This is a genomic window from Streptomyces sp. NPDC056738 (assembly GCF_042790435.1).
GTDB lineage: Bacteria > Actinomycetota > Actinomycetes > Streptomycetales > Streptomycetaceae > Streptomyces.
In genome coordinates this window covers 255,178-280,972 of sequence record NZ_JBHTZF010000006.1, presented here as the reverse complement: position 1 = coordinate 280,972, position 25,795 = coordinate 255,178, and the positions used below count along the sequence as shown (strand labels likewise).

18 protein-coding genes are annotated in these 25,795 nt (G+C 69.9%); 6 read left to right on the top strand and 12 right to left on the bottom strand.

The genetic code is table 11. The features are described from left to right. The first annotated feature begins 41 nt into the window (after positions 1 to 41). Genes ACFRIC_RS18245 through ACFRIC_RS18235 form a run of 3 tightly spaced genes read left to right on the top strand, consistent with a single transcriptional unit; the run spans position 42 to position 3,660 of the window. A complete protein-coding gene (locus ACFRIC_RS18245) occupies positions 42 to 347 on the top strand; it encodes an SHOCT domain-containing protein (protein ID WP_382786650.1) in 306 nt (101 codons plus the stop codon). Further along, positions 344 to 1,102, top strand: coding sequence for an ABC transporter ATP-binding protein (locus ACFRIC_RS18240; RefSeq protein WP_382786647.1), 759 nt, complete (start codon positions 344 to 346; stop codon positions 1,100 to 1,102). The genes ACFRIC_RS18245 and ACFRIC_RS18240 overlap by 4 nt, the downstream gene beginning before the upstream one ends. Continuing rightward, entirely contained in the window at positions 1,099 to 3,660 is a 2,562-nt protein-coding gene (locus ACFRIC_RS18235; RefSeq protein ID WP_382786645.1) for an ABC transporter permease, read from the top strand. The genes ACFRIC_RS18240 and ACFRIC_RS18235 overlap by 4 nt, the downstream gene beginning before the upstream one ends. A 59-nt stretch (positions 3,661 to 3,719) precedes the next feature. Here the strand turns inward: ACFRIC_RS18235 and ACFRIC_RS18230 are convergent, their stop codons facing one another. Then, positions 3,720 to 4,235: an ATP-binding protein gene (locus ACFRIC_RS18230; RefSeq protein ID WP_382786636.1), complete on the bottom strand. Its 516-nt coding sequence runs from the start codon at positions 4,233 to 4,235 to the stop codon at positions 3,720 to 3,722. A gap of 359 nt (positions 4,236 to 4,594) precedes the next feature. After that, positions 4,595 to 4,918 (bottom strand): hypothetical protein, encoded by a 324-nt coding sequence (locus ACFRIC_RS18225; RefSeq protein WP_382786629.1) that lies wholly within the window; start codon positions 4,916 to 4,918, stop codon positions 4,595 to 4,597. 363 nt (positions 4,919 to 5,281) lie between these two features. Between ACFRIC_RS18225 and ACFRIC_RS18220 the strand changes: the two genes are divergently transcribed. Beyond that, positions 5,282 to 6,406 (top strand): PLP-dependent cysteine synthase family protein, encoded by a 1,125-nt coding sequence (locus ACFRIC_RS18220; protein WP_382786626.1) that lies wholly within the window; start codon positions 5,282 to 5,284, stop codon positions 6,404 to 6,406. A 93-nt stretch (positions 6,407 to 6,499) separates the two neighbouring features. Here ACFRIC_RS18220 and ACFRIC_RS18215 read toward each other — a convergent pair whose 3' ends face one another. From ACFRIC_RS18215 to ACFRIC_RS18180, 8 genes are all read right to left on the bottom strand, one after another. Beyond that, positions 6,500 to 9,310: an NACHT domain-containing protein gene (locus tag ACFRIC_RS18215; RefSeq protein WP_382786623.1), complete on the bottom strand. Its 2,811-nt coding sequence runs from the start codon at positions 9,308 to 9,310 to the stop codon at positions 6,500 to 6,502. Positions 9,311 to 9,416: 106 nt separating this feature from the next. Continuing rightward, positions 9,417 to 11,072, bottom strand: coding sequence for an alpha-keto acid decarboxylase family protein (locus tag ACFRIC_RS18210; protein ID WP_382786620.1), 1,656 nt, complete (start codon positions 11,070 to 11,072; stop codon positions 9,417 to 9,419). A gap of 19 nt (positions 11,073 to 11,091) precedes the next feature. Continuing rightward, positions 11,092 to 11,919: an MBL fold metallo-hydrolase gene (locus tag ACFRIC_RS18205; RefSeq protein WP_382786617.1), complete on the bottom strand. Its 828-nt coding sequence runs from the start codon at positions 11,917 to 11,919 to the stop codon at positions 11,092 to 11,094. Further along, positions 11,867 to 12,934 carry a sugar phosphate isomerase/epimerase family protein gene (locus ACFRIC_RS18200; RefSeq protein ID WP_382787228.1) on the bottom strand — a complete coding sequence of 356 codons (1,068 nt, stop codon included), beginning with the start codon at positions 12,932 to 12,934 and terminating at the stop codon, positions 11,867 to 11,869. The genes ACFRIC_RS18205 and ACFRIC_RS18200 overlap by 53 nt, the downstream gene beginning before the upstream one ends. Positions 12,935 to 12,936: 2 nt before the next feature. Next, on the bottom strand, positions 12,937 to 13,851 hold the full coding sequence (iolE, locus tag ACFRIC_RS18195; RefSeq protein WP_382786614.1) for a myo-inosose-2 dehydratase: 915 nt from the start codon (positions 13,849 to 13,851) through the stop codon (positions 12,937 to 12,939). After that, positions 13,848 to 14,372: a hypothetical protein gene (locus ACFRIC_RS18190; protein WP_382786611.1), complete on the bottom strand. Its 525-nt coding sequence runs from the start codon at positions 14,370 to 14,372 to the stop codon at positions 13,848 to 13,850. The genes iolE and ACFRIC_RS18190 overlap by 4 nt, the downstream gene beginning before the upstream one ends. Further along, entirely contained in the window at positions 14,372 to 15,481 is a 1,110-nt protein-coding gene (locus tag ACFRIC_RS18185; protein ID WP_382786608.1) for a ferritin-like protein, read from the bottom strand. Before ACFRIC_RS18185 ends, ACFRIC_RS18190 begins: the two co-directional genes overlap by 1 nt. Beyond that, positions 15,478 to 17,406: a GMC family oxidoreductase gene (locus ACFRIC_RS18180; protein ID WP_382786605.1), complete on the bottom strand. Its 1,929-nt coding sequence runs from the start codon at positions 17,404 to 17,406 to the stop codon at positions 15,478 to 15,480. The genes ACFRIC_RS18185 and ACFRIC_RS18180 overlap by 4 nt, the downstream gene beginning before the upstream one ends. Positions 17,407 to 18,391: 985 nt before the next feature. Between ACFRIC_RS18180 and ACFRIC_RS18175 the strand changes: the two genes are divergently transcribed. Beyond that, a complete protein-coding gene (locus ACFRIC_RS18175; RefSeq protein ID WP_382786602.1) occupies positions 18,392 to 22,048 on the top strand; it encodes an ATP-binding protein in 3,657 nt (1,218 codons plus the stop codon). A gap of 134 nt (positions 22,049 to 22,182) precedes the next feature. Further along, entirely contained in the window at positions 22,183 to 24,021 is a 1,839-nt protein-coding gene (locus ACFRIC_RS18170) for a glycoside hydrolase family 15 protein (RefSeq protein ID WP_382786599.1), read from the top strand. Positions 24,022 to 24,127: 106 nt separating this feature from the next. Here the strand turns inward: ACFRIC_RS18170 and ACFRIC_RS18165 are convergent, their stop codons facing one another. Both ACFRIC_RS18165 and ACFRIC_RS18160 read right to left on the bottom strand, forming a co-directional pair. After that, a complete protein-coding gene (locus tag ACFRIC_RS18165) occupies positions 24,128 to 24,607 on the bottom strand; it encodes an SRPBCC family protein (RefSeq protein ID WP_382786597.1) in 480 nt (159 codons plus the stop codon). A 126-nt stretch (positions 24,608 to 24,733) separates the two neighbouring features. Further along, entirely contained in the window at positions 24,734 to 25,561 is an 828-nt protein-coding gene (locus ACFRIC_RS18160) for a DeoR/GlpR family DNA-binding transcription regulator (RefSeq protein ID WP_382786595.1), read from the bottom strand. Positions 25,562 to 25,795: the final 234 nt, after the last annotated feature.

The following is a 25,795-nucleotide window of genomic DNA, read 5'->3' as shown; positions in this document are numbered from 1 at the left end:
TCCCGCGCAGCCGCGTGGTTCCACCGAGGAGATGACTCGAGATGCAGACCCTGGCGAACTGGGACGGCGGTCCCGGCCCGTGGATCCTGTTCTTCCCGCTGATCTGGGCGGCGGTCGTGATCGGCGTCGTGACCGTGCTGCGGCGCACCGCCTGGCGCTCGGGCCGTGGCCCCTGGCGGGCGACGGGCGGCTTCGGTCCCGGCGGTTCCCTGCCGGCCGGTGACTCGCCGATCGCCGTGCTCGGCCGCCGCTTCGCCTCCGGCGAGATCGACGAGGACGAGTACTGGCGCCGGCTCTCCGTCCTCGACGAGCAGTTCGGACGCACGGGCAAGGGCGGTGCGGCATGACCGGCGCGACCGGCCGTGCGGACGCGGCCCGTGTGGTCGACGCCGTCAAGGTGTACGGCCGTGGCGACACCGCCGTCCGGGCCCTGGACGGAGTGAGCGTCGGATTCCCGGCCGGCCGCTTCACCGCGATCATGGGGCCCTCGGGCTCCGGCAAGTCCACCCTCATGCACTGCGCGGCCGGGCTCGACACGCTCACCTCGGGAGCCGCGTACATCGGAGACACCGAACTCGGCGCCCTCGACGACCGCCGGCTGACCCTGCTGCGCCGCGACCGGATCGGCTTCGTCTTCCAGGCGTTCAACCTGATCCCGACGCTCACCGTCGCCGAGAACATCGCCCTGCCCATGGACCTCGCCGGGACCAAGGGCTCCCGCGCGTGGACCGACACCCTCGTCGACGTCGTCGGTCTGCGCGACCGGCTCCACCACCGGCCGAGCGAACTGTCCGGCGGACAGCAGCAACGCGTCGCCGTGGCACGGGCGTTCGCCTCGGAGCCCGACGTCGTCTTCGCCGACGAACCGACCGGCAACCTCGACTCCCGCTCCGGCCAGGAAGTCCTCGACCTCCTCGGCCGGGCGGTGCGCCGGATGGACCGCACGGTCGTCATGGTCACCCACGACCCGGTCGCCGCCGCCCACGCCGACGAGGTGGTCTTCCTCGCCGACGGACGCCTCGTGGACCGGATGGAGAACCCGACCGCCGACAAGGTCCTCGACCGCATGAAGGCCTTCGACAGCAAAGGCGCGCCCGTATGAACGCCGCACTGCGCCTCAGCCTCTCGTCGCTGCGCGGCCACAAGCGCCGTTTCGCCGGGACGTTCTTCGCCGTGTTCCTCGGCGTCGCGTTCCTGGCCGGCACCCTCGTCATGGGGGACACCCTGCGCGCCGGGTTCGACACCATGTTCGGCGACGCGACCAAGGGAACCGACGCCGTCGTCCGCAGCGCCGGCGTCATCACCACACCCGGGCAGAGCCAGGGCGTCCGCGCTCCCGTCCGCACCGATCTGGCCGCCACGATCGAGCGGGTCCCCGGTGTCGCCGCCGCCGCGCCCGACATCCAGGGCGCGGGCCAGCTCATCGGTTCCGACGGCGAGCCCATCGGCGGACAGGGCCCGCCCACCCTCGCGGGCAACTGGATCGACGACCCGAAACTCAACGCGTACCGGCTCGCCGAAGGCCGCGCCCCCGCGAGGTCCGGGGAGGTCGTCGTCAACCGCGGAGCCGCGAAGAAGGGCCACCTGAGGATCGGCGACACCACCGTCCTGCGGACCCCCGACCCGGTCCGGGTGACCGTCGTCGGCCTCGCGACCTTCGGTGGCGAGGACGGCATGGCCCAGGTGACGTTCACCGGCATGACACAGGCCGACGCGGAGAAGTACCTCACCGCGAAGCCCGGCGAGGCCGCGAGCATCCGCGTGCGCGCCGGCCCCGGAGTCGGTCAGGACGAACTCGTCTCCGCGGTGACTCCCGTACTTCCCGAGGGAGTCGAGGCCATCACGGGCCAGGAGTCCGCGCGGGAGAACACGGACATGGTCTCCAGCCAGTTCCTCACCCTCTTCACCACGCTGCTGCTCGTCTTCTCCGGCATCGCGCTCCTGGTGGCGACCTTCTCCATCCACAACACCTTCGCGATCGTCGTCGCCCAGCGCACCCGGGAGAACGCGCTGCTGCGCGCCCTCGGCGCCTCGCGGCGGCAGGTGACCGCGTCGACCCTGGCCGAGGCGAGCGCCGTCGCCGTGGCCGCCTCGGCCGCGGGGATCGCCGGCGGCATCGGTATCGCGGCCGGGCTCCAGGCCCTCTTCCCCGCCATCGGGTTCCCCTTCCCCGACGGCGGTCTGGTGATCAGCGGCCTGTCCATGCTGCTGCCGCTGTTCGTCGGCGTCGTCGTCTGCCTCGGCTCCGCCCTGCTGCCCGCCGCCCGTGCCGGACGGACCGCTCCGCTCGCCGCCCTGCGGGAGACGGCGGTCGACGAGTCCGGCGCCTCCCGGACCCGGGCGGCGGCAGGCGGCGTACTGGCCGTCCTGGCGGTGGGCGTCACCCTCACCGGTGTCCTGCTCACCCCGTCGCTGTGGCTCGCCGGACTCGGTGCCGTGCTGGCCCTCGCCGCGTTCGTCGTCCTCGGACCGGTCGCGTCCTCGGCGGCCGTACGGGTCCTCGGCGCGCCGCTCGGCAGACTGCGCGGCGTCACGGGCGGACTCGCCCGGCGCAACGCGCTGCGCAGCCCCCGGCGGACCGCCGCCACCGCGGGCGCCCTGATGATCGGCGTCGCCGTCGTCTCGCTGTTCACGGTCTTCGGCGCCTCGCTCAAGGCCACCATGGACCAGACCGTCTCGCGGTCCTTCGCCGGCGATGTCGCCGTCAGCACACCGTCGTTCGGAGCGGGCGGCAGCGGACTCAGTCCGAAACTGGCCCCGGCCATCGCGAGCCGGCCGGAGGTCGAGCACGCCGTGGGACTGGGCAAGGGAGTCGCCGAGGTCCAGGGTCAGGGCCGCGCGCTGACCGTCACCGATCCGGTCACGCTCGGCGAGGTCTTCGACCTCGGACACGTACAGGGCTCGTTGAACGGCCTCGGCGCCGACGGCATCGCGATCACCCGCGCGGAGGCCGGCAGACAGCACCTGAAGACCGGTGACACCGCCCGGCTGACCTTCACCGACGGACAGCGGGTGAACTTCACCGTCCGTGCCGTCTACGGCCGTTCGGAGCTCGCGGGCGACTACGTCATCAGCCGCGCCGCCTGGGCCCCGCACCGCACCCAGGACGCCGACACGCTCGTCGCCGTCTCCTTCAAGGACGGGGTGAGCACGGCCGACGGCAAGGCGGCGGTGCGCCAGGTCGCCGAGCGGTACGGCAGTCCCGAGGTGCAGACCCGGGAGGAGTACGCGCAGTCGTCGGCGTCCGGCATCGACATGATGCTGACCCTGGTCTACGCGCTGCTCGCGCTCGCGGTGCTCATCGCGCTGCTCGGCATCGCCAACACCCTCACGCTGGCGATCCACGAACGCACACGGGAACTCGGTCTGCTGCGGGCCGTCGGACAGACCCGGGCGCAACTGCGCGCCATGGTCCGCTGGGAGTCGGTCCTGGTCGCCGCGTTCGGCACGGCGGGCGGTCTCGCCCTCGGTGCCTTCCTCGGCTGGGTGCTGGTCGAGGCGTCCGACGGGGCGTCGGACAGCGCCTTCGCCTTCGCGATCCCGCCGTTGCGGCTGGTCGTGGTGGCGCTGGTGGGTCTCGCCGCCGGGGCCCTCGCGGGACTGCGTCCGGCACGGCGGGCGGCCCGCCTCGACGTGCTGCGGGCCATCGCCACGGAGTGAGCCCGGTGCCGTACGACGCTCGTGAGCGAGCCGCGTACGGGAGGGGGATCACCGCCCGGTCAGCCGGCAACGGCCGACCGGGCGGGAGCGTGTTCCGGCCTGAGCACGTCGACGGTGTGCCGGAGGGTGACCTCGTCGGCGATCTCGTACGGCGGACGCAGCGAAGCCGCCACCACGGGGGTGGACGCCGGCAGCGTGAACCACACGACCTTGCCCGACTCGCCGTCGGGGCGCACACCCCAGCTCTCGCTGACCGCCGCGACCATGGCGAGGCCGCGTCCGCAGGTGGAGCCGGGGTCGGCCTCGCGCACCACCGGGAGCCGGGGGTCGTGGTCGTGCACCGAGACCGTGAGCCGGTCGAGCAGCAGCTCGATCTCCACGGTGCAGATCTTGTCCGGCTGGGCGTGCCGGTGGACATTCGACAGCAGCTCGGTCACGCCGAGCGCGGCCCGGTCTATCAAGGGGTCAAGATGCCAGTAGCGCAACTGCGCAGAGACGATTCTGCGGACCTGGCCGATCCGCGACGGCAGGGCTTGGAGCTCCACCGTGCAATGCCTGCTTGGCTGGCTGATCACGGCTGCGACTCCCCGAATTGAGGTCCGGAAGAAGGCGGAGATCGGATCCAGCAGACTGGCTGAGTCGAACGGCCGCCTGCTGTGATGACCGGCGGGCTGGTTCGCAGCGTTATCGCCGGTAAACCCAGAGTGATGTGACATCAGAGTGACTCAGGGGGCTGGGTCCCGCAACTCGCGGTGCTCAAGGACGTGTGGCGGGCGCCGTCGGCGCACCTCGGCCGCCGCGCCCCGACGCCTCGCCGACCGCACACCTCAGCCGCTGGGCCGCGCCCGGTCGACCGCGTACGTCAGCCGCTCGCCGCGCTCCGCGGACCGCGTACGTCAGCCGCCGAGCCCCGGCGCCCTGCCGACCGCGTACCTCAGCCGCCGCGTCCCGACGCCTTGCGGACCGCCTCGATGAAGCGGCGCGCCGACGGGGGGCCCGCCCGGCCGGGTGCCGGATCGTGCTCACCGAGCGTGAGCGAGTACCGCGTGCCGTTGACATCCGCCAACGCCCGGTCCTCGTGGGCGAACCAGGGTTTCGAGGCGCGCACCGCCTGCACCGGCGCGCTGTCGATCTCGCTGCCGTAGCTGGTGAGCAGTTCCAGCCTGCCGTCGCTGATCCGGACCTGTCCGGCCCGGGTGAGCGAACGCAGCCTCTTCCCGATCCGCACGCCCGTGGCCGTGAACTCCGGCTCCGCCATGACGCTCCGCCCCCTTGTGCGCTCCGGCTGTGTCCTGTCGTGACCCAGTGTGCATCCGCGTCGGGGACCACCGCCCCGCGCGGTGCAGTCTGCCCGCAGGTGGCGACGAGCACCAGTACGTATGGCGAGGCGGTCGCGGTGACGGGAGCAAAGGCCGGGATGCGCCCCCCTGAACCGGGATCCGAGCGTCCCCGGAACCCGGATCCGATGATCCCGGGATGTGGATTCCCCGCCTCCCCCCAGGGGTGGCTTTGGGCTGCCCAAAGGTGTGTTTATGCAGGTGAGAAGCGTGCGGAAGGTGCTTATGATCGAGGCGTCCGACCAGTCGAAGCGGTGTCGGCGCCACGCGATAGGAGCCCTCCCGTGAGCACTGCCCAGCCGATCAGGACCGGTGAGACCCTCGACGTCGACCGGAGCGACCCGGAGTACCGGAGCTGGCTCAAAGAAGCCGTGCGCAAGGTCCAGGCGGACGCGAACCGCTCGGCGGACACCCATCTGCTCCGCTTCCCGCTCCCCGAGGAGTGGGGTGTCGATCTCTACCTGAAGGACGAGTCGACCCACCCCACGGGCAGCCTCAAGCACCGCCTGGCCCGCTCGCTCTTCCTGTACGGCCTGTGCAACGGCTGGATCCGGCCCGGCCGCCCGGTGATCGAGGCGTCCAGCGGCTCCACGGCCGTGTCCGAGGCCTACTTCGCGGGGCTCGTCGGTGTGCCCTTCATCGCCGTCATGCCGCGCACGACGAGCGCCGAGAAATGCCGGCTGATCGAATTCCACGGCGGGCAGTGCCACTTCGTGGACGACTCGCGCAAGATCTACGAGGAGTCCGTCGCGCTCGCCGCCGAGACCGGCGGCCACTACATGGACCAGTTCACCTACGCGGAAAGGGCCACGGACTGGCGCGGGAACAACAACATCGCCGAGTCCATTTTCCGCCAACTGGCCCTCGAACGCTTCCCGGAACCCACCTGGATCGTCGCCACGGCCGGCACCGGCGGCACCTCGGCGACCCTCGCCCGCTACGTCCACTACATGCAGGCGGACACCCGCATCTGTGTGGCCGACCCGGACAACTCCTGTTTCTTCGAGGGCTGGACCACCGGCGACCCGGACGTCACCTGCGAGCGCGGCTCACGCATCGAGGGCATCGGCAGGCCGCGTGTCGAGCCGAGCTTCGTGCCCGGGGCCATCGACCGCATGATGAAGGTGCCGGACGCCGCGAGCGTCGCCGCCGTACGCGCACTGGAGCGGGCCATCGGCCGCAAGGCGGGCGGCTCGACCGGCACCGGCCTGTGGAGCGCCCTGAAGATCGTCGCCGAAATGGTGGCCGAGGGACGCACGGGAAGCGTGGTGACGCTGCTGTGCGACCCCGGTGACCGCTATCTCGACAAGTACTACTCGGACGCGTGGCTGGCCGAACAGGGCCTGGACATCGCGCCGTACATGACGGCGATCAACTCCCTGCTGGAGACGGGCGTCTGGCCGGCCTGAGCCGGGGGCACCCCTGGGTCCGGCCGACCGTTGTCCGGCGGTGTGAAGGCCCCTGCGTTCGGGCCGGCCCGGGGGCGGGCCCGGTGAACACCCCTAAATCCGGCCGTCGTTCGGCCGGAGAGGGTCCGGCTCGGTCGGCGGCGCGGACGACGCCAGGTGTTCCTGGAGCCGGGCATGCCGGAACTCGTAGGTCGCGCCCGCCTGACGCAGCACACCGCGCTGGTGCGCCTCCTCCAGGAACGCCATCAGACGCCACGGCAGCCGCCCGTTGCCGCACATCCACAATCGGGTCACGAGCAGCCAGCCCCAAGCGCTGATGAACACGGAGAACGGGCCGACGAGGAGCCAGGTCAGCAGGACGAGGCCGAAGGAATCGTATTGCCCCGACGCCTTGGCCAGGGCCACCGCGGCGACGACCGCGGCGACGACGCCGAACGCCACCAGCGTGACGCCCCGCGTGATGGCGGCGATCCGGTCGAACCGCAACGTGGCCTGGGGCCCGGCGGCTCGCGCGGTGTCGATCGGCGAGACCATCCACGCGTGGAAGCCGGCTGCCAGTCCGCTGACCAGACCGAGGCCCAGGCCGGCGGTCAGCCCCAGACTCAGATAGCTCCGGAAGAGCACGCCCGGCGACGCCGCGAACAGCCACTCGTAGGAACGGCCGGGCACCTCGGTCTGGAACGCTGAGTCCTCCACGTACGCACCGCTCGGCAGTTTGACCTGCGGATTGGTACGGGAGCTGCGCAGCTCCAGCTCGATGCGACCGTGGAAGCGGGTGCAGCGCACGGAGCCGGTGCAGTCCTCGCTCGCCGTCGCGGCGGGCGACGCGTACGTCGTGCCGTCGGCGTAGGCCTCGACGACGCCGTCGACCGGCCCGGGCGGTCGCAGATAGCGGTCGTCGTTGGGGCGTACCCCGTGGACCCAGCCGTCCGCCGTGACGACGTAGCGCGTGCCGTCCGTGAGGTGGTGCATCGCCCCGGCGGGGAAGTCCGCCGACACGGCGGCCCGGGCGCCCGCCACGGTCGCGGTCGTGACACCGAACGCCGCGCCCAGGGCCAGGCCGGTCAGGAGGCCGGTTCTGAGTCCGCGCACCAGGGCGGTCCGGAAGTTTCCGCGAGCACGCCGTGGACGGGGAGACGCTCCCGGGCAGGCGCCGCCGTGCCAGTTGCGCAGCCCCACCGCGACCAGGGCGCCGGCGGCCACCGCCGTCGTGGGCGGCACCCACGGTGGAACGAGGAACAGCAGCGGGAGGAAGAAGCCGATGACCGCGGACACCAGCACGACCAGCACCGCCCTGACCGCCCCCCGCCCGCCGAACGCCGCGTAGGAGGGGAGCGGCTCCCCGATGATCCCCAGCACCCCCAGCGCGATGGCCGTGGCGAGCCCGAACGCCATGGCGAACGCGGCCGCGCCCAGCCACGCCGGGCCGACGTTCGCGTTCGGCAGGGAGGTGGTCCAGTCGAGGCTGGTGCTGGCGACCGCCCCGACCAGGACCCCCGCCAGCACGGCCGCGACGACCACCCGGGCCGCCCCTTCCGCCCTCCGCCCGCGGGTCGAGACCCGCGTCCCGAGCACGGTGTAGCCCAGCCCCACGCCGAGGATGAACCCGCACATCATCGCCGGCGCCTTGACCCCGGCGGCCGGGAACCAGGCCACGCCGAGCAGGAGCGCCACGCACCCCAGGAGCAGGATCGGGCCCAGCGTGCGCAGCGGCCACGGCAGAGCGCGGCGCAGCCGCCACCAGGCGAGCTGCCGGGTGGTCTGCCGCTGGAGCTGAGCGGCCAGTTCACCCAGCCAGGCGCGGGCCTGCTCGGCGCGTGGGCTGTCCGCGAACGCGGCCGGGACGAAACCGTCCAGCAGATGCCGTTCCAGGACCTCCGGATCGGCGAACCGGCTGTCGAGCAGTTCGGCGGGGTCCCGGCCGGTGTCACCGTAGGCGGCCCGCGCCATGGCCACCATCAGCGGTGTGCTGAACGCCGAGCGGACCGTACGGGCGACGGGGGCGTCCGGACAGCGGCGGAACTCCTCGAGGACCGGATCCCAGCGCGTGGCGCGCTCTCCGCCCTTTCCGCGTACGGGCCTGCCGGTGCGCGCCAGATAGGAACCCACGGTCTCGAACGTCAGAGGCCGCAGTTCGATCACCGCGGCGGCGGTGAACACGTCGCTCGTCTCCACCGCCTTCGCGTACGCCTCCGTACGGCACGTCACCACGACGGGCTCACCCGGGTCGAGTTCCGTGTTGAGCCGGCGCAGAGCCGTCGCCCACGAGGACTCCGGCATCTCGTCCAACCCGTCGAAGACGGGCAGCACCAGCCCGGCTCGCAGGAGCTTGCCGGCCCAGGAGGCGCCCGGATGGGTCGCGGCCAGATGCGCGGCCATCCAGTCCCGCAGGCTCTTGTGCTCGGGCTGCCAGCTCGACAGGGGAAACAGGACCGGGACACGGTCGCCGGGCGCCCATCGGGCGATCCGGTCCAGGATGAACCCCACCGCCAGCATGGTCTTGCCGCTCCCCGGTTCACCGAGCACCACCAGCCGCCGGGACGGGACGGCCTCCAGGACGCTCGCGATGTCCTCGGCCCGGTCCCCTTCGGTCACGACGGGACCGACCTCGCCGGGAGCGTCGACCAGCCACGCCTCGGCGGGCGACCAGCGCACCTCCAGCGGGTAGGGGTCCTGGAGCCGGCGCAGCCGCCACTCCGCCCGCCACTGCTCCTCCACCGCCCCCGACAACCGCTCGGCCCACTGCTCCAGTCGCTCCCGGGAAGGGGCCGAGCCCTCGTCCGCCGCCTCGCCCTGCGGGGCGCTCTTCCACAGATTGACCGAGAGCCCGAAGAGCGAGAACCCGAAGCCGAGAACGGCGGTCAGCACCGAGGTCTTGCCGAGATCTCCGTTCGAGAACGCCACGCAGAGCACGGTCCCTGTGAGCGCGACCGCACCCAGCCAAATGCCATGCCGCCACCACCGCATCACACGTTCCCGTCACGCCTCGCCGTCCGCGCGAGGAGTCCCGCTACCGGGCTTTCCAGTTCGCGTTGTCCGGGATCGTCTTCTCCGGCACGCGCACCTGGATGATGGACGGACCGCTCGCGTACTCCAGCGCACCCGTCACGGCGTCCTCCAGCTCGCCGTACGTGCCGACTTCCCATCCCCGGCAGCCGAAGACCTCCGCCAGCGTGCTGTAGTTCCACCGGTGCAGCTCGCAGGGCTTGTAGAACGGTTCGTCGGAGTGGAACACCGCCGCGTCGGCGAGCCACTGCTCCACCGCGTAGACGCCGTTGTCGATGACGAACACGATCGGATCGAGCCCCAACCGGGTCTGCGTCGACAGGCATTGGGCCGTCATCTGGAAGCCGCCGTCACCGGAGAGGACCAGGACCCTTTGTTCGGGGCGCTTCGCCAGGCAGATGCCCGTCGCGGCCGGGGCGCTGTAGCCGATCGACGAGTAGGACGACTGGACGACGAACCCGCCGGGACCGGGCACGTCGAGCAGCAGGCTTCCGAAATAGTTCATGCTCGCGTCGGCACCGACGATGGTGTTCCTGTCGACGTACCGCTGGATGTAGTCGTAGAACCCCTGGTAGGTGATGACGTCGGCCTTCTCCACGTCCGGCGCGCTGCGCGCCGGGGCCTCCGGCAGCTTCCGTTCCTTGGGGGCGATCCTCTCCGCCAGGATGCCGTCGATCAGATGCTCCAGCGCGACCTGCCCGCCGAAATAGGTCCCGAGTTTGACCGCGTCGAACGACGCGAACGCGGTCCTGTCGTAATCCGGTTCCCAGCCCAGCGAGTTGATGTCGGTGAGCCACACGCCGAGTGCCAGGACGAAGTCGGAGGTGGCCGCCAGATCGGTCACGACCTTCGACGACGCCTGGCCGTCCAGCACACCGGCGAACAGGGCGTCGTCCTCGGACAGGACGGCCTTGCTCAGCAGTTCCGTGACGAACGGGACGTTCAGCTGCCGGATCAGGTTCGTGGCCTTGTCCTGAAGGCCGAGACGGTCGATCTCCACGCCGAGCCAGATGAGCGGATTCTCGGCGCTTTCGAGCTTCGCGCAGATCCGGGCGACCGACTGTTCCAGGCTGCTCTGGTCCGACAGGACCCTGACCGGCTTCAGAACGCCCTCCGGCGGCCGGCACTCCAAGTCGACCATGTCCTGAAGCAGTTCGATGTAGATCGGGCGCCGTTCGCTGATGCACCGGGTCAGCGCGTAGTCGATCAGCGTCGGCGCGAGGTCCGGGTTGTCGATCCGGATGGCCGCCACCGTCAGGTGCTCGAAGGACTGGAGATCCGTTTCCCGTCCGCTGATGAAGTGATGCGCGCTGAAGCCGGTCTGCTCGAAGGTGATGGTCTTCTTGACGCTCGGCGTCCCGTTGATCAGTACGAGGGGAACCTTCTCGACGTAGGCGCCGGCGACCGCGTTCACGGCGCACAGCGCGCCCGCCGAGTAGGTCACACAGAGTGCGCCGATTCCCCTCAGCCTCGCGTATCCGTCCGCCGCGTAACCGGCGTTGACCTCGTTGACCTCCTCGATGATCTTCGTGCCGCTCGGCGCGACGTACCGGTTCAGCCATTCGATCGAGTAGTCTCCCGCGATGGCGAACAGGTGCTCCAGGCCCAGTTGACGGAGCCGGTCCACCAGGTACCGCCCTACAGTGCAACTCTCGTTCATGGTTGAAGCACCTCCGTGGTCAGTAGTCGCTCGCGCCGCCGAACAGCCGGGGCATGTAGATGTCGAAGATTCCCGGGCACTTGCGCTCCGGATACCGCTGCAGCAGGAAGCTCTTGAAGGCGTCGCCCGTCAGCCCGTCGCCGATCGCCTGCCGGGCGGTGGAGAGGTACTCGACGTTGCGCGCGACCTCGTTCTTGTCGGCCGGCAGACCGTGGCCCGGCATGAACAGCTCGTAGTCCGACACGAGCATGTCGCGCAGCACCCGGATCCAGTGGTCCAGGTGTTTCGTCAGGTACGGATGGGTGCCGCTGTAGACCAGATCCTGGGTGAAGTACACGCCCAGATCGGGAAGCCTGATCGTGAGGTGGTAGTCGATCTCGGTGTCCGTCACCCGGTCGAGGAGGTACCTGACCCCGTCGATCTTGTCCTCGCCGACACGGGCGACCTGTTCCGGGACGACGACGCGGTCCGGGGCGAGGTCACCGAGTTTCCAGTGGTCGCTTCGCGAGTCCTCACCGTGATCGTGGATGAACGTCATGGTCTCGGACAGCGCGTGGACCGTGACGTCGCCGAACGCGGTCCCGAGACCGAACCAGTGGTCGGGATGACGGTGGGAGATGTACAGCCTCTCGATGGGCTTGCCCAGACCGTCCGCGTAGTCCCTGAAGGCTCTCGCGTAGGGGGCGAGGAACTGCGCGTCGACGAGAACGAGCTGATTCCTGGTTTCGACGACATGCGTGGCGTTCGCGATGTTGCTGCCCGCGAAGGACGCGACGAACGTGTGGATACGGACGTCACCCGTCTGCTTCACGACCATGGTGATGGGATCCGACACCTGAGCCAGCACGGGAGTCCCCTTTCCGGGATGGTGCGGTCTTCTCTCGCAGCTCCCGCAACGCGGCCTCGGCCACGTCGTAGGCGCTGTCCCCGCCGGGAACCGGGTCGTCCTCGCCGGGGCGCCAGAAACGCCGGCGCGCCATGCGCATGGAAGCGTCGAACGGCGGGATCGCGTTGAACACCTCGATCAGGTACGGCCCGTGGTACACCGGTTCGATCTCGCGCGCGAGGACTTCCCACGGGATCCAGCTGTCCTTCACCGCCCCTCGGTCGGGAGCGGAGATGTGGACGTAGTGGAGCCGGTCCTGCCGTGTCGCCCGCCCGACGTTCTCCCTGAGGACCGACGGACCCTGGCTCTCCATCACGACCTGCGCCGTGTCGATCGTCACGCCACCGCGCGGGTGCTCCAGGCCCTCGAGGAAGTCCAGTACCTCCGAGACCATGTTGGGCGGCGGCGTCTCCCAGCTCTTGACGGGCTCGACGGCGAGCCGCACCTCGCGCGTCGCGGCGTACTCCAGCAGTTCCTCGAAGACGGGGCGTGCCGCGTCGTAGCGCGGCTTCATCCAGTCCTGCAGCGCGTCGCTCCAGAGCGGCTCGTCGGTGTCCGTGACCGGGAAGACACCGTAGGGATGGATGAACGGCCCGGACATGATGGAGTCGCCGCCCAGGACGTGGGTGATGTCGACGCGTGACTTGAGGTAGGACAGGGCCCGCGCGCGCTGCTCCTCGTAGGGCGAGGTCGGGTCGAAGGTGCGCGTGGTCCCGACATTGGTGGTGAACCCGACCTCCCCCAGCCCCGCCCGCTCGAAGGTCTTCTTGAGGCCGGCGTAAGCGTCGACCTCGACCTTGTGATCGACACCCGGGGGCTGAGCGGCGATGTGCACGTCGAAGCCGTCGTAGCCCATGTCGGTCAGGGCCTTCAGGTGATCGATCAGCACCCGGCTGTACCGCTCGTCGTGTGGCCGCAGATCAGCCGTGAACATGAAGAAGCTGAAGAAGACGTCTCGTCCGATGGTCGCGTTCATGGTCACCAGCCCAGGATGTCGGCGAGGTAGGCACGGGCCTTCTTGGCGTACTCGAGCGGCACGGCCTTGTTCGGATCCTGTTCCGCCTCCACGACCAGCCACCCCCGGTAGTCGGCCGCGGCCAGCGCCTCCAGGATGGGCCGGAAGTCGATCCCGCCGTCTCCGGGCACGGTGAAGACGCCGAGCTGGATGCCCTCCTGGAACGACAGGCCCTCTTCCCGCACCCGGCTCACGACCTCGGGCCGGACGCTCTTCAGGTGGACGTGGCCGATGCGGTCGGCGTAGTCCCGGGCCAGGTCCAGCGGATCGTCACCGGCGAAGGCCATGTGGCCGGTGTCGAGGAGGAGGTGGACCAGCTCCGGATCGGTCGAGGCCATCAGCCGGTCGATGTCGGCCCGCGTCATGACGCCCGTCCCCATGTGGTGGTGATAGCTGAGCTTCAGCCCGGCCGAGGCGGCGATCCCGCCGAGCTCGTTCAGACCCGAAGCCAGGGCGTTCCACTGGGAGTCGGTGAAGACCGGGCGGTTGGCGAACACGTCCACGGGAAGCAGGTGGGACGAGGCGCCGAACTCGGCCACGACCAGCTCGGTCCCGCCCAGGGTCTTGATGTGGGTCAGCGTCTCCTCGAAAGCGGCGACCGTCTTCTCCCGCATCCGGCCGATCGTGAAGTACGTGCTCGTCCAGGGCTCGGACACGCTCAGCCCGCGCAGATCGAGGGCGGCCTTGAGCTCGGCGGCGTCCGAGGGGTACTTGTGCCCGATGCTGCATCCCTGGAAGCCGGCGAGCGCCATGTCGCTCACGGCCTGGCCGAAGGAGATGCCGGCGTCGATGGCGGGGAAGTCGTCGTTCCACCACAGGGTGCAGCAGACGCCGAGCTTCACCTTGTCCGGGCTGAGACGGGCGAGTGTGTCCGTCATCTCGTCGCCCCTTTCAGGTAGCGGTCGGCGATGCGGGGCGGCCGAGCCCAGGAGCCGTATCCGGGGGCCTTGGCACCCGGGGGATTGGCACCGATGGCCCGCCACAGGAGCCCCTCCTGGTAGGCGGCGGCGGTGACCGTGGAGGTTTCGCCCGCCGCCCGGGCCCCGTGACGATCGGTCCACTCGGGCGGCAGCGCGTACCACATCCCGGCGTACCAGAGCTTGATCACGTTGCGGGCCACGGGGCCGAGCCGGTCGTCGCTGAAGATCCGGTGGCGCAGGGCCCGGTCGAAGAGATCCCGGTCGAGCGGGGCTCGCGGGTGCCTTCCGGCCTCTCCCGCCGCGTCGGCCCGTGCCGCCCTGTGCGCTTCCAGGAGCGCGCTGACGATCTCGTCCCCGCAGGCGGCCCGCACTTTCGCCAGATACCGGTGGGCCATGCCGGTGCCGAGCAGATCGGTCTCCTCGAAGGCGGTGAGGTCGACCGACAGGAGGAGGAACCTCTCGAACGACGGGGCGGTCATCACGTCACCGTCCGGGTGGTCTCGTCGGTACCGGGTGAGGCTCCCGGACCGGGCCCGGCCGCTGCCGGAATCTCGAAGGTGGGGCCGGCGTGCAGGCCGCCGCCGCCCGGCAGGGGGGTGCACACCAGCCGGTTGAAGCCGTCGCGCAGGCGGAACATCTCGCAGACGCTCTCCTGGAGGACTTCCGGCTGTCCGTTGAACGCCTTCGTGAGCAGGGCGAGGAACGCCCCGTAGTCGGCGTTGAAGTCCTCGGCGACCCGGGCGAGTTCCGATCCCGCCGGATAGTCGGCCAGCCGGACACTGGTCTTCACCTTGTACACGTCGTCCCAGGAGATGCTCAGCGAGGGCCCCGAGGGCGCGTCGGGGTGGTCGCCCACCTGGTAGTAGCGCCCGAGCTGGAGCTGCCGGAACCGGTAGTAGTGGGCCAGCTCCCCTTCCGCGTCGTAGATGCCGCAGTCGAGGCCCTCGCCCTGCCCGGCGATGAAGCGGAGCGCTTGCTGCGCCGACTCCAGGTCGGAGACGACGACCACCTCCCCGCCGCCGGAGTAGAAGTACTCGGGCCCCACCTGACGGGCCGGATCGCCCTGGAAGAGCGCGGGATCGTTGGCCGCCACCTTCTCTAGCCCTTCGATGATCTCCTCGTAGAACTCGCCGATGCTGTAGAAGCGCATCTGCTCGGTCGTGGGGCTGGAGACCAGGAAACGGGTCTTGCGGTCCGGTGACCTCACCAACCGCGAGTCGGCGCCGGGGGCCTTGCCCGGCCGCTCGATCTTGCAGAACGTCTCCACCGCCTCGGGGGAGAAGGGCCGCAGGTCGACGGTGAAGTCGTCCTCCCCGTCCGGCAGCCGGGCCGGATAGGACGGCACGAAGCCGGGGCGGGTCAGGTCGGGCGTTCCGCCGATGGAGTTCAGGACGTTGGCGGCGAGGGTCAGGTGCAGCATCTCCTCCACCGCGGTCACCCGGATGATGTGGGCGGCGTCGGAGTTGGTGCCGGAGTGTATGGAGTAGTACGCGGTCAGGTAGGGCGGGATGGTGGCGTGCTCGAGGGCCATCGCCGCGTTCAGGTAGACGAGCAGGTCGTCACGGTTCTCGATCGTCGGCGCGATCATGAGGCCGCCTCCTGTGCGTTCGGCGCCGCGTGGCGCCGGCCGGAGGTGACGTCGATCGGCGCGGTCTCGGAGTCGAGCTGGGCCAGCATGGCCCGGACGCTGCGCAGGCACAGGGCGGCGAGGGTGAGCGTCACGTTCGAGGTGCCCACCGTGGGCATGCTGCCCCCGCCGACCAGGTAGAGGTTCTCGTGGTCCCAGCACCGCTGGTCCGCGTCGACCACCGAGGTCGACGGCTCGCGGCCCATCACATGGGTGCCGGCGAGATGGTTGCCCCCGTGGATCTCGTAGCCCTCGCCGTCGTGGACGGCGTAGCCCCAGAAGTTCGGGTTGTACGCGGTGTGGTCCTCGGCCCCCAGACGGGCGAAGATCCGCTTCGACAACTGCCGGGCGTACGCCACGCCCCGCATCGTGTACTCGGGGACGTTGTACGTGAGGACGGGCCGCATGTTGCCCAGCTCGTCCGTGAAGTCCGGGCTCACGGTGACCCGGTTGCCGGGGTCGGCGGGGACCTCGACCATGAACGCGAGCTGGAGCTGACGGGACACCCGGTCCACCAGGCCCTGGCGGAGGGACTCGCCGTAGCGGCCGCCGGAGTCCACCAGACCGATGAGGTCGGTCATCGGCGCGCCCCGGGCCCAGCCCCAGCCGTCGTTGTGGATGTCGACGGTGAACGCCGCCTGCCGGCTCCGGAAGCGGCCCCCGCGCAGGTCGGCGATACCGCCCGTGCAGATCGTGCCCCGGAAGGTGCCGGCCACCTCGGGCAGCAGCGCCCAGGCGAGCAGATAGGCGTGGTCCATGAAGTTGCGCCCCATCAGGCCGCTCGAACCGCGCAGGCCGGAGGCCAGCATCAGCCGGGGGTTCTCCACCGCGTTGGCGGCCAGGACGAACAGCCGGCCGCGTGCTCGCATCGTGGTGTAGCCGCGGCTGTCGGGCCGCTCGTAGCGGCGGTACTCGATCTCGGTCACCCGGTGCGTGCGCTCGTCGACGTGCACCTTGTACGCCACCGCCTGGGCCACCAGGTCGACCCGGCCGCTCTGGAGGGCCAGGGCCAGGGTCTTGCCGGCGTTGTACTTGGCCTGCACCGGGCAGATGGGCACGCAGTTGTTGTTGCCCTGGCACCGCTCGCCGACCTCGACCTGGTACGCGCTCACCGCGCCTCGCGGGACGTAGCCCCGACCGCCGTCGTAGGCGGGGTTCGGTATCCCGTTCCGGCCCTGCGGGAACGGACGGACCCGCAACTCGCGATGTTCCCCGTCGAGTTCGACCGGCATCCCGTCGACGTCCCTGGCGACCGTCCGGTCCAGGTAGGACAGGGGCAGTCCCTTCATGGGGAAGACGTAGTCCTCGTCGAAGCTGATCCCGAGGTAGGCCTGGTCCTCCACGTCGGCGGAGACGCCGATCTCGCGTTCGGCCTCGCTGTAGTACGGGGCGAGGTCCTCGTAGGTGAGCGGCCAGTCGGCCCCCTCGCCGTAGAGCGTCCGCATCCGGAAGTCCTCGGGCAGCATCCGCAGCGCCTTGCCCTCCCAGTGCATGGTGGTGCCGCCGAGGACCCGCGTGTAGGTGGTGTCGGTGGTGAAGGGCCCGTTCTGGACGATGTAGCCCGAGGCGTCGGGCGCGCCGGGGGTGATGCGCCGTGCGTCGGTGCCGCGGGGCATCGGGGCGTTCGCGACGACCGGGTAGGGGGCCTGGTTGTCCTTGCTGACGGCTGAGTAGAACCGGTCGAGGTAGCGCTCGTAGCCCCTGAGGGTGAGGTCTTCGGCCGGGCCCGCTTCGAGGAGCAGCACCTTCCTGCCGGCCTCGCTCAGCCGCAGGGCGACGAGAGCGCCGGAGATCCCGCCGCCGACGACGACGGCGTCGTAGAGGACCTCGGCCGCCGCCCCGGGATCGGTGCGGTGCGCCGCCCCCTTGGGAAACTTCGCGTACATGGGACAGTCACTCCTCCACTGCCAGGCTCAGCCGGGAACGGCATGGCTGCCTGGGTTCGAGCCGGTCGGCCGCGGTCACACGGCCTCGGTCCGAACGCGTGTGGCGGACGCATGGGAAGGGTCGCCCGGCGACCGAGGTCCGCTGCGGACGCCGATCGCGCCCATGGGCTGCCGCCACGGGTAGGTGTGGGAACTCTGCGCGAGCGAGCCGATGAACGGCGCAAGAGAGCGCAGATTGTTCATGGCAACTTCGATGGTCGAGCTGCGCGTTGGTGTCGCTGCTGCTGACGCGGCGCACGAGCCGCTGTCGCGTCAGCAACGATACGCGCGAACCCTCAAGATCGCTGGATGTGCCGGGGCGCCTGCCGCACGTCGCGCCCTGAGCGAGAAGGAACCTGAAGGAGCCTCAGGAAACCTTTTCTGCGCACAATTTCCCGAACGCCGCGATGGGCACCAGGCGGCGGACTGCGCGCTCGTGCGCCCAACACCCCGTCCCTGTATGCCTGATGGAGGTCCGTCCATGCCTCCGACCGGGCGGACGGTCAAGGTGCTCGGTCGGCTCCAGCCGCCCAACTGCGCGCTCCGCCCTGGGAAAAGACCTCCTCGCGCAGCACCACGGCAAGCGTGAGGCGCCGCGCGCTCGCGTGGCGGTCGTGCCCCTTTCCGGAGACGGTCTCCGTCTGTTCTCCGGTTGCGCGGGTGGTCTCCCGCGGCCGGCCGGCGGTCGTGTTGCGATCTTCCCGACCAGTGCTTTCATGGAAATGAAGGCATGCGTGCCAGCGGAATATGCGCGAGGCAGAAGACCTCGGCGTGGGGCGGCTGTATTGCGCTGTGGCGGTGTGGGGCGGAGGACGCGCAGGCGATGCGCGGTGCCACGACTACGGCTGACCGTTTTTCCCTGTGGGTCCACACCTGCCCGTGTGTCCACAACCCGGCACCCGTATGACGTCCCGTCAATGATGTGCAGCGCGGAGGGAACGTCCTCATGCCCACAAAAGTGATCCGCCGTCCGGAAGGCAAGGAACGGCCGCACGACGCCCCCTGGTACACGCTGTACCCGAGGCGCTGGTGGTCCCGGCTCTCAGGGGCGACCCGCAAGGAATGGCGCACGTTCCGGACGAAGCGGGAAGCTCACAAGAGCATCGCCGCGGCTCGCAGTTGGCGCCCCGGACTGTTTTCTCTCGGACCCATGCTGCGCGCGTACGCTCTCGTCGGGACGGCGCTGCTTTTCATGTGGGTCGCGGCGGCCGTCTACGACTTTGTGAAGCACGATGAGTCGCCGTTCCACAAGGTTCTGGGATCCGATTGGTTCGACGCTGTGAACCACATCGCGGGCCCGGTCCTCACGGGCTCCCTGATCCTGACCTTCTTCCTCCTCTACTGGTATCACAAGACGAAGAAACCGCTCATCGACAAGGCGCGTACGCGTCCGCACGAGCTGGTCTCCACGGCCGGAACCTTCGGCAACCGAATCGTCGGCCGCCGCGAACTGTCCCAGGTGATCGCCCAGACCCTCCGCAACCGCAAGACCCGCAAGCCCTATCTGCTCGTCGGCGGCGTGGGCGTCGGCAAGACGGCCGTTCTCGTGGAACTCACCCGGATGCTGGCCCAGCAGTCCGCCGTTCCCGTGCCCATCAGCCTGCGCGACATGAAGGGCGACGGTGAGCTCGACTTCGAGGAAATGGCGCGCCGCCGCTTCGCGGAGGAGGCGGACCAGGGGGTGCTCGCCGGCAGCAACATCGACAAGACATGGCGGCAGCTCAGGCTCGACGGCAAGGTGGTCGTGATCGCCGACGGCCTGGAAGAGGCCCTTCTCGACGAGAAGTACCAGGAGGACCGCGACAACATCATCCGACGGGCGATCGAGCGAGCGGACCGCCAGAAGCTGCCCCTGGTCATCGCCTCACGCCCGCACACACCCCTGGAGGGCACCCGGGCGGCGATCGCCGACATGGAACCGCTGAGTGAGGAAGCGGCCCTGGAATATCTGGTGCGGGAACCGGGCGAGCTGGACGAGCGCCGCCTCGACTGGGTGGTGGAGACCGCCAAGGTCGTGGAATCGCCGATCTATCTCCGGATCGCCCGACTGCTTCAGCAGTGCGGGCTGCTCGACCACCTCACCCTCCGCGACGAAAAGGACCGCCTGGACACCCGCAGCAACGACTGCTCCACTCTCAGACTGGGATTCCTCAACACCTACCGGCAGGCCATCGAAGACGGTCGCATATTCGACGATCTGGTGATGGGGCGCGAGGAACGCCGGGAGACCATGTGGGTCGTGTCGGCCATGGCCTGCCTGGGACTCCTGCAGGACAGCATCGAAGTGACGTTCGACGACTTCGTCAGCGCACACGCGGACGACCTCCGGCGCCGCGCGCAGTCGCAGGAGAATCACCAGGAATCCCCGGACGCCGCCCAGCAGTACGGAACCCGCCTCGCCATCTCCGCGGCGCAACGCGACGCGATCTGGGGGGTGATGTGCCGGAAGATCGGCGGGTCGGCGCACTGGCTCAACACGCTGGACTACCCGAACGAGTGCCGGACCGAGCTGGCGAGGCACACCGCCAACGGACAACTCCTGGGGCTGGTGTACGGCCGCAAGAACAAGGTCCGTTTCCCGCACAGCATCCTCCAGGCGTACATGGGCTACCGCCTGCTGAGGGAGATACCGGACGACAAGATCGCCGCGGTCGTCGAACCGGCACTGCACAGCCCGGGTCCGTCGCGGGAACTGCTCATCGCTCTGGTGCTCCTCTCGCGGCACCGGGCAGCGCCTCTCACTCCCCGGTCGGCCGGCGCGCAGCGCGCCCATCGCGCCAAGAACCGTCACGCGGCGTCGCCGAAACTGGCCGAGCTGCTCAGCAACGCCGCATCGGCCCGGCACGACGCGAAGTACTTCGACCTGTACGCCGCGGCCCTGGAACTGGACTGCGTGGATCCGGTCCCGATACAGGACAAGCTGGCCCATGAGCTCGACGAACAATGGGCGGGCCTCGACATCCGAGGCGATCAGCGGACCATCGAGAGCGCGAAACTGAGGCTGGTACGGAACTTCGGAGCCGCCCTGCGTGAACGGGACCGTCGCAACAAGGCGCAACGTCCACCCGCAGAATGTTCGGGTCAGGATCCCGCGCGCCCGACCCTTCCCTACAAGCACCTCTTCCAGATCGGCACGAAGGAGCCGTCCCACGCCGTCCGGATCGCGATCGCCCATCAGATCGCCGCCGGTGGTGACGCGGCCTTCCAGGAACTGCGTACGGAATTCCCCCTCGGATCCGACCCCATATCCCAGTACCTGGGAAAGATTCGTGACGCCAAGCAGAAACTCGACCGCGACTACACCGCGTGGCTCAATGAAGAGGATCCGGACCCTGCGGCCGGTCCGGACGCCGTGGAAAAGAGGCAGCGGGAGCACGACTGGATGGTGAGGGAGTACGAGCAGTGCCGGACCACGTGGTGGCGCCATTTCAGCCTCCGGGCCTGGCTCGTTCCGATGGTCGTCGGGTCCGTCTCCGAGAAGTACCGGGACGAGGCCAAGGAGCGGCTGAGCCTCTGGTTGAGCAACCTGACCGCCGAGACCGGGGAACAGAGTCCGCTCATGCCGCTCTCCTTGGAGAACGCCCTGGCCCAGGGCTTCAAGAACGCGGCGAACCGCAGGAGACGGCATCCGGAGGCCTACGAGGAGACCCGTGCCTATCTGGTGAAGCAGGCGGAGAAGATGCTCACCTGCAGCCGCTACTGGTACGCGCAAGTGAGCCTGCTTCAGGCACTGTGCCTGTGGGAGCTTCCCGACACCATCGGACGCGCCCCCGGGTCCGGCACGGCGAACCGGCGGAGCCGTTCCGCGGCGCCGGGCACCAGCCTCACGAAGGACGACGACGCGGCGTCCGGCGGCCCGATGGAGCCCATAAGGTCGGTCACCCGATGGCTCTCGATGGCCGGCAGCGCGCACGAGAAGACCCCGGGCCACATCGGCGCCGCGTACCGTCGCGACGGCGAGAAGGTCCTCCACCCGTTCATCGCCGAAGCCGGTGATCTGGTGACCCTGGCCCTGGAGACGGGACACCCCGAGCGGTTCATCTGGATCGACGAGAACGAGGTGAGCGACAGCGTCGGTTCGACCCCGGCCGATCCGGACCGCTACCGCAAGCACAACCTCTGGATCTCCCCGTCCGTCGGCTGGAGCAGCCTGCATCCTCGTGCGCAACGCCTTCTCGCCGACGTCATGGTCCTGCTCAACCTCACCCAGGGCGACGGCAGCCCGGACGACATCGAGGAACGTCTGAAGCTCTCGAACAAGCCCGGCCTCCCGCACTGTCTCACCCACGACCGCGGCCTGCTCCACCCCGAACGCAGCATCGGCCGGGCCGACAAGGGTGAATCCCGCACCACCTGCACCTCCCCGTGCGAGTTCCGTCTGTGCCCCTATCCGCCCAAGGCGGGGAACGCGCAGGCGGAGGTGGCGGAGCTGTTCTGCCGGCAGCAACAGGCCCTTCTGCACAGCCGCTTCCGCTGGCACCTCCCGGCCGTCAGCCGGCACACCGCGCCCTGGGTCAGCGTCCCCGTCAGGGAGTTGCACGCCTTCTGGGAGGAAATGGCCAACCGGAACCGCAAGACGACGGACGACGAACACCTTCTGTGACGCGGTTTCCTCGGCACAGGTCCCCTCGATTCCGCTCCCTCGACAGCGTCCCCTCGACACCGCTCCCTCGGCACAGCTCCCCTCGACACAGCCTCCGTGATCCACCTTCTCCGGCAACCGAAAGGCGCGCTCCGATGGACGGCTACCCACTGATCGAGAACCACGGTCTCATCGGCGATCTGCAGACCGCGGCGCTGGTGACCACCGAGGGCACGGTCGACTGGTTCTGCTCCCCGCGGTTCGACTCGCCCAGTGTCTTCGGGGCGCTGCTGGACACGGAGAAGGGCGGCCACTGCACGGTCCGCCCGGCGCATCCGACCCACGCGACCAAGCAGTTGTACCTGCCCGGCACGGCGATCCTGGTGACCCGGTTCATGACCGAGGCGGGTGCCGGCGAGGTGGTCGACTTCATGCCCGTGACCGGTACGACCGTCACCGCCCGCCACCGGCTGGTGCGTCTGGTCCGCTGTGTGCGCGGCACCATGACGTTCCAGGTGGAGATCGCCCCGCGCTTCGACTACGGACGCGCGAAGCACGAGGCGCACATCACCGAGCACGGAGCGGTCTTCGCGGCGGAGGACGGCACCGAACTCACCATGCACCCCATCCGTGAACCCGAGGACGAGCGACTCCTGGACGTGCTCACGGACCAGGACGGCGACCTGAGCCTGTCCGTCACGCTGCGGGCCGGTCAACAGCGCGGACTGGTCCTGGAGACGGGCGCCGCCGGACCGCCGGCCGAGATCCGTCTGGACGCGTACCAGCGGCTCTTCGACCAGACCGTGGCGTTCTGGCGCTCCTGGCTGACCCAGTCGCGCTACACCGGGCGCTGGCGCGAGATGGTGGAGCGTTCCGCGATCACGCTCAAGCTCATGACCTTCGCACCCAGCGGCGCCCTCGTGGCCGCCCCGACGACGGCTCTCCCTGAGCAACTGGGAGGCGAACGCAACTGGGACTACCGCTTCACCTGGATCCGCGACGCCTCGTTCTCCGTGTACGCCCTGCTGGGGCTCGGCTTCACCGAAGAGGCACGGGCGTTCATCGCCTGGCTGAGCGACCGGGTCAAGGAGCGGGCCGGCGAGAGCGGGACCACGGGCCCGCTCAACGTCATGTACAAGGTCGACGGCTCGGCCGACCTGGACGAGCGGATCCTCGACCACTGGGAGGGATACGCGGGCTCCGCGCCGGTACGGATCGGCAACGGCGCCGCGACGCAGCTCCAACTGGACATCTACGGCGAGGCGCTGGACAGCATGCACTTCGCCCACGAGCGCGGATTCCAGATCGGGCACGCGGGATGGACGTCCATGCGGGAGAACCTGGACTGGCTGGCCGACCACTGGGACCAGCCCGAGGAAGGGATCTGGGAGACCCGCGGAGGGCGTCAGGACTTCACCTACGGCCGGGTCATGTCCTGGGTGGCGTTCGACCGCGCCCTGCGCCTCGCCGAGTCGAAGGGCTGGCCGTCGGCGTACGGACGGTGGCGGACGGAGCGGGACTCCGTCTACGACCAGGTCATGGCCAAGGGGTGGAGCGAGGACCAGCAGGCCTTCGTCCAGCACTACGGCAGCGGCGTGCTGGACTCCTCGCTGCTGCGCATGTCCACGGTCGGCTTCCTCAGCCCCGAGGACCCGATCTGGGCCACGACCCTGGACGCCATCGAGGGGAAACTGGTCAGCGACAGCCTCGTCTACCGCTACGACCCGGAGGCGTCACCCGACGGCCTGCGCGGCTCGGAGGGCACCTTCTCGCTCTGCACGTTCATGTACGTCGACGCCCTCGTCCGGGCGGGACGGACGGACCAGGCACGCCTGGTGTACGAGAAGATGATGGGGTACGCCAACCATCTGGGCCTGTACTCGGAGGAGGTCGACCCGACGGGCCGTCAACTCGGCAACTTCCCGCAGGCGTTCACCCATCTCGCGCTCATCGACGCCACTCTCACCCTCGACAAGGCACTCGACGGGCCCTAGATGGATTCGGTCGACGTCTTCGAGGCCGGGCCCTGCGGTGACAGGTGTTCGATGCCGGGTCGGACCCGGCCCGCGTCGACGCCTCGCTGACGTCGGCCCCGGCGGTTCACGCGGGCGTCGACGCGAGCCGGCGGTCCAGTGTCGTCACCGCCTGGCGGAACGCGCGGCCGAGGCCGCCCCGGCCCACGGTGAGTGCCGCCCGGAACAAGGCGGTTCCGTCGGCGGCGAAGGTCCACCGCACACGCGTCCCCTCGCCCGCGGGCGTCAGCCGCCACTCCTCGACCAGGGCGCGGAGCCCCGGCGCGTTCGTGGCGTCCGCGCGGTACGTGTACACCTCGGGAGCCTCGCTGACCAGGATGGTCTCCTCGAAACGAGTCCCGCCGCGCAGCCGTACCTCGCGCCCGGTGCCGTCGGCCGCGGGGCGGACGAGGGTCACCGCCGAGAACCACTCGCTCCAGCCGGACGCGTCCTCGGCGAGCGCGGAGAACACGGCCGCGGGAGGAGCGGCGACCTCCCGCGCGAACACCAGTCGCAGCGGAGCGGTCTCGACGAAGTCGGATCCCACCGGACGCAGTCGACGTGCCATGCGCGAACCCCCTTGAGACAACCGGAAACCGGTCCCCACCGGACGAACGTCCGTGACGGCCCGCGCCACGGACGGCACCCACGCGGTGCCGGCGGCGCGGGCAGCGTCACCCTAGCTGGCGGACCGTCAGATGTCTGTATCGTCCTCGGGTTCACCGGCCACCACCAGGCGCAGGTGCTCCGAGATCTCCGCGCGCGCATCGGCGGGCATGCCGCCGTCGGTCACCAGCGTGTCGACCTGGTCCAGCGCGGCGAACGAACTGAGGCCCACCGTGCCCCACTTGGTGTGGTCCGCCACCACCACGACCCGCCGCGCGGACTGCACGAGCCGCCGGTTGGTCTCCGCCTCCGCGAGGTTCGGCGTCGACAGCCCCGCCTCGGCCGATATGCCGTGCACACCGAGGAAGAGGACGTCGAAGTGCAGGGCCGCGATGGCCTGATCGGCGACCGGCCCGACGAGCGAGTCGGACGGAGTGCGCACCCCGCCGGTGAGGACCACGGTCGCGGCCCCCTGACGCTGGCCCGAGGTGCGCTGCGCCGAGTGGAACACGTCGGCCACACGGACCGAGTTGGTGACCACGGTCAGGTCCGGGACGTCCACCAGATGATGAGCCAGCGCGTACGTCGTCGTACCACCGGAGAGCGCGATCGCCGAACCCGCCGCGACCAGCTCGGCCGCGGTCCGCGCGATGTCCTCCTTGGCGGTCAGCTCCAGACCCGACTTGGCCTCGAAACCCGGCTCGTGCGTGCTCGCCTCGACCACGGGCACCGCGCCGCCGTGCACCTTCTCGACGACACCCTGACGGGCCAGGGCGTCCAGGTCACGGCGGACCGTCATGTCGGAGACACCGAGCCTTCGCGTCAGCTCGTTCACGCGGACGCCACCGCGGCGACGCACCTCGTCGAGGATCAGAGCGCGCCGCTGCTCCGCGAGGAGGTTCTGATTCTCACTCACGACCGCTCCGGTCCTTTCGCCGCTGCCTGCCCGACACTCCGTCCGAACCCACTCCCACGTGGACATACTCCTTGCCCGAGGTCTGGAGGACGCCCCATCCTTGCACGGGACACCCTCGGTCGCGCCACTGCCCGTGCGCCCGCTGTGCCCCTCCTGTGCCGCGGCGTTCACACGTATCGGGGAGATTTGGTGCCTACGGGTGCGCACGACGCCCCCGGCGCGAGAGCCTTGTGC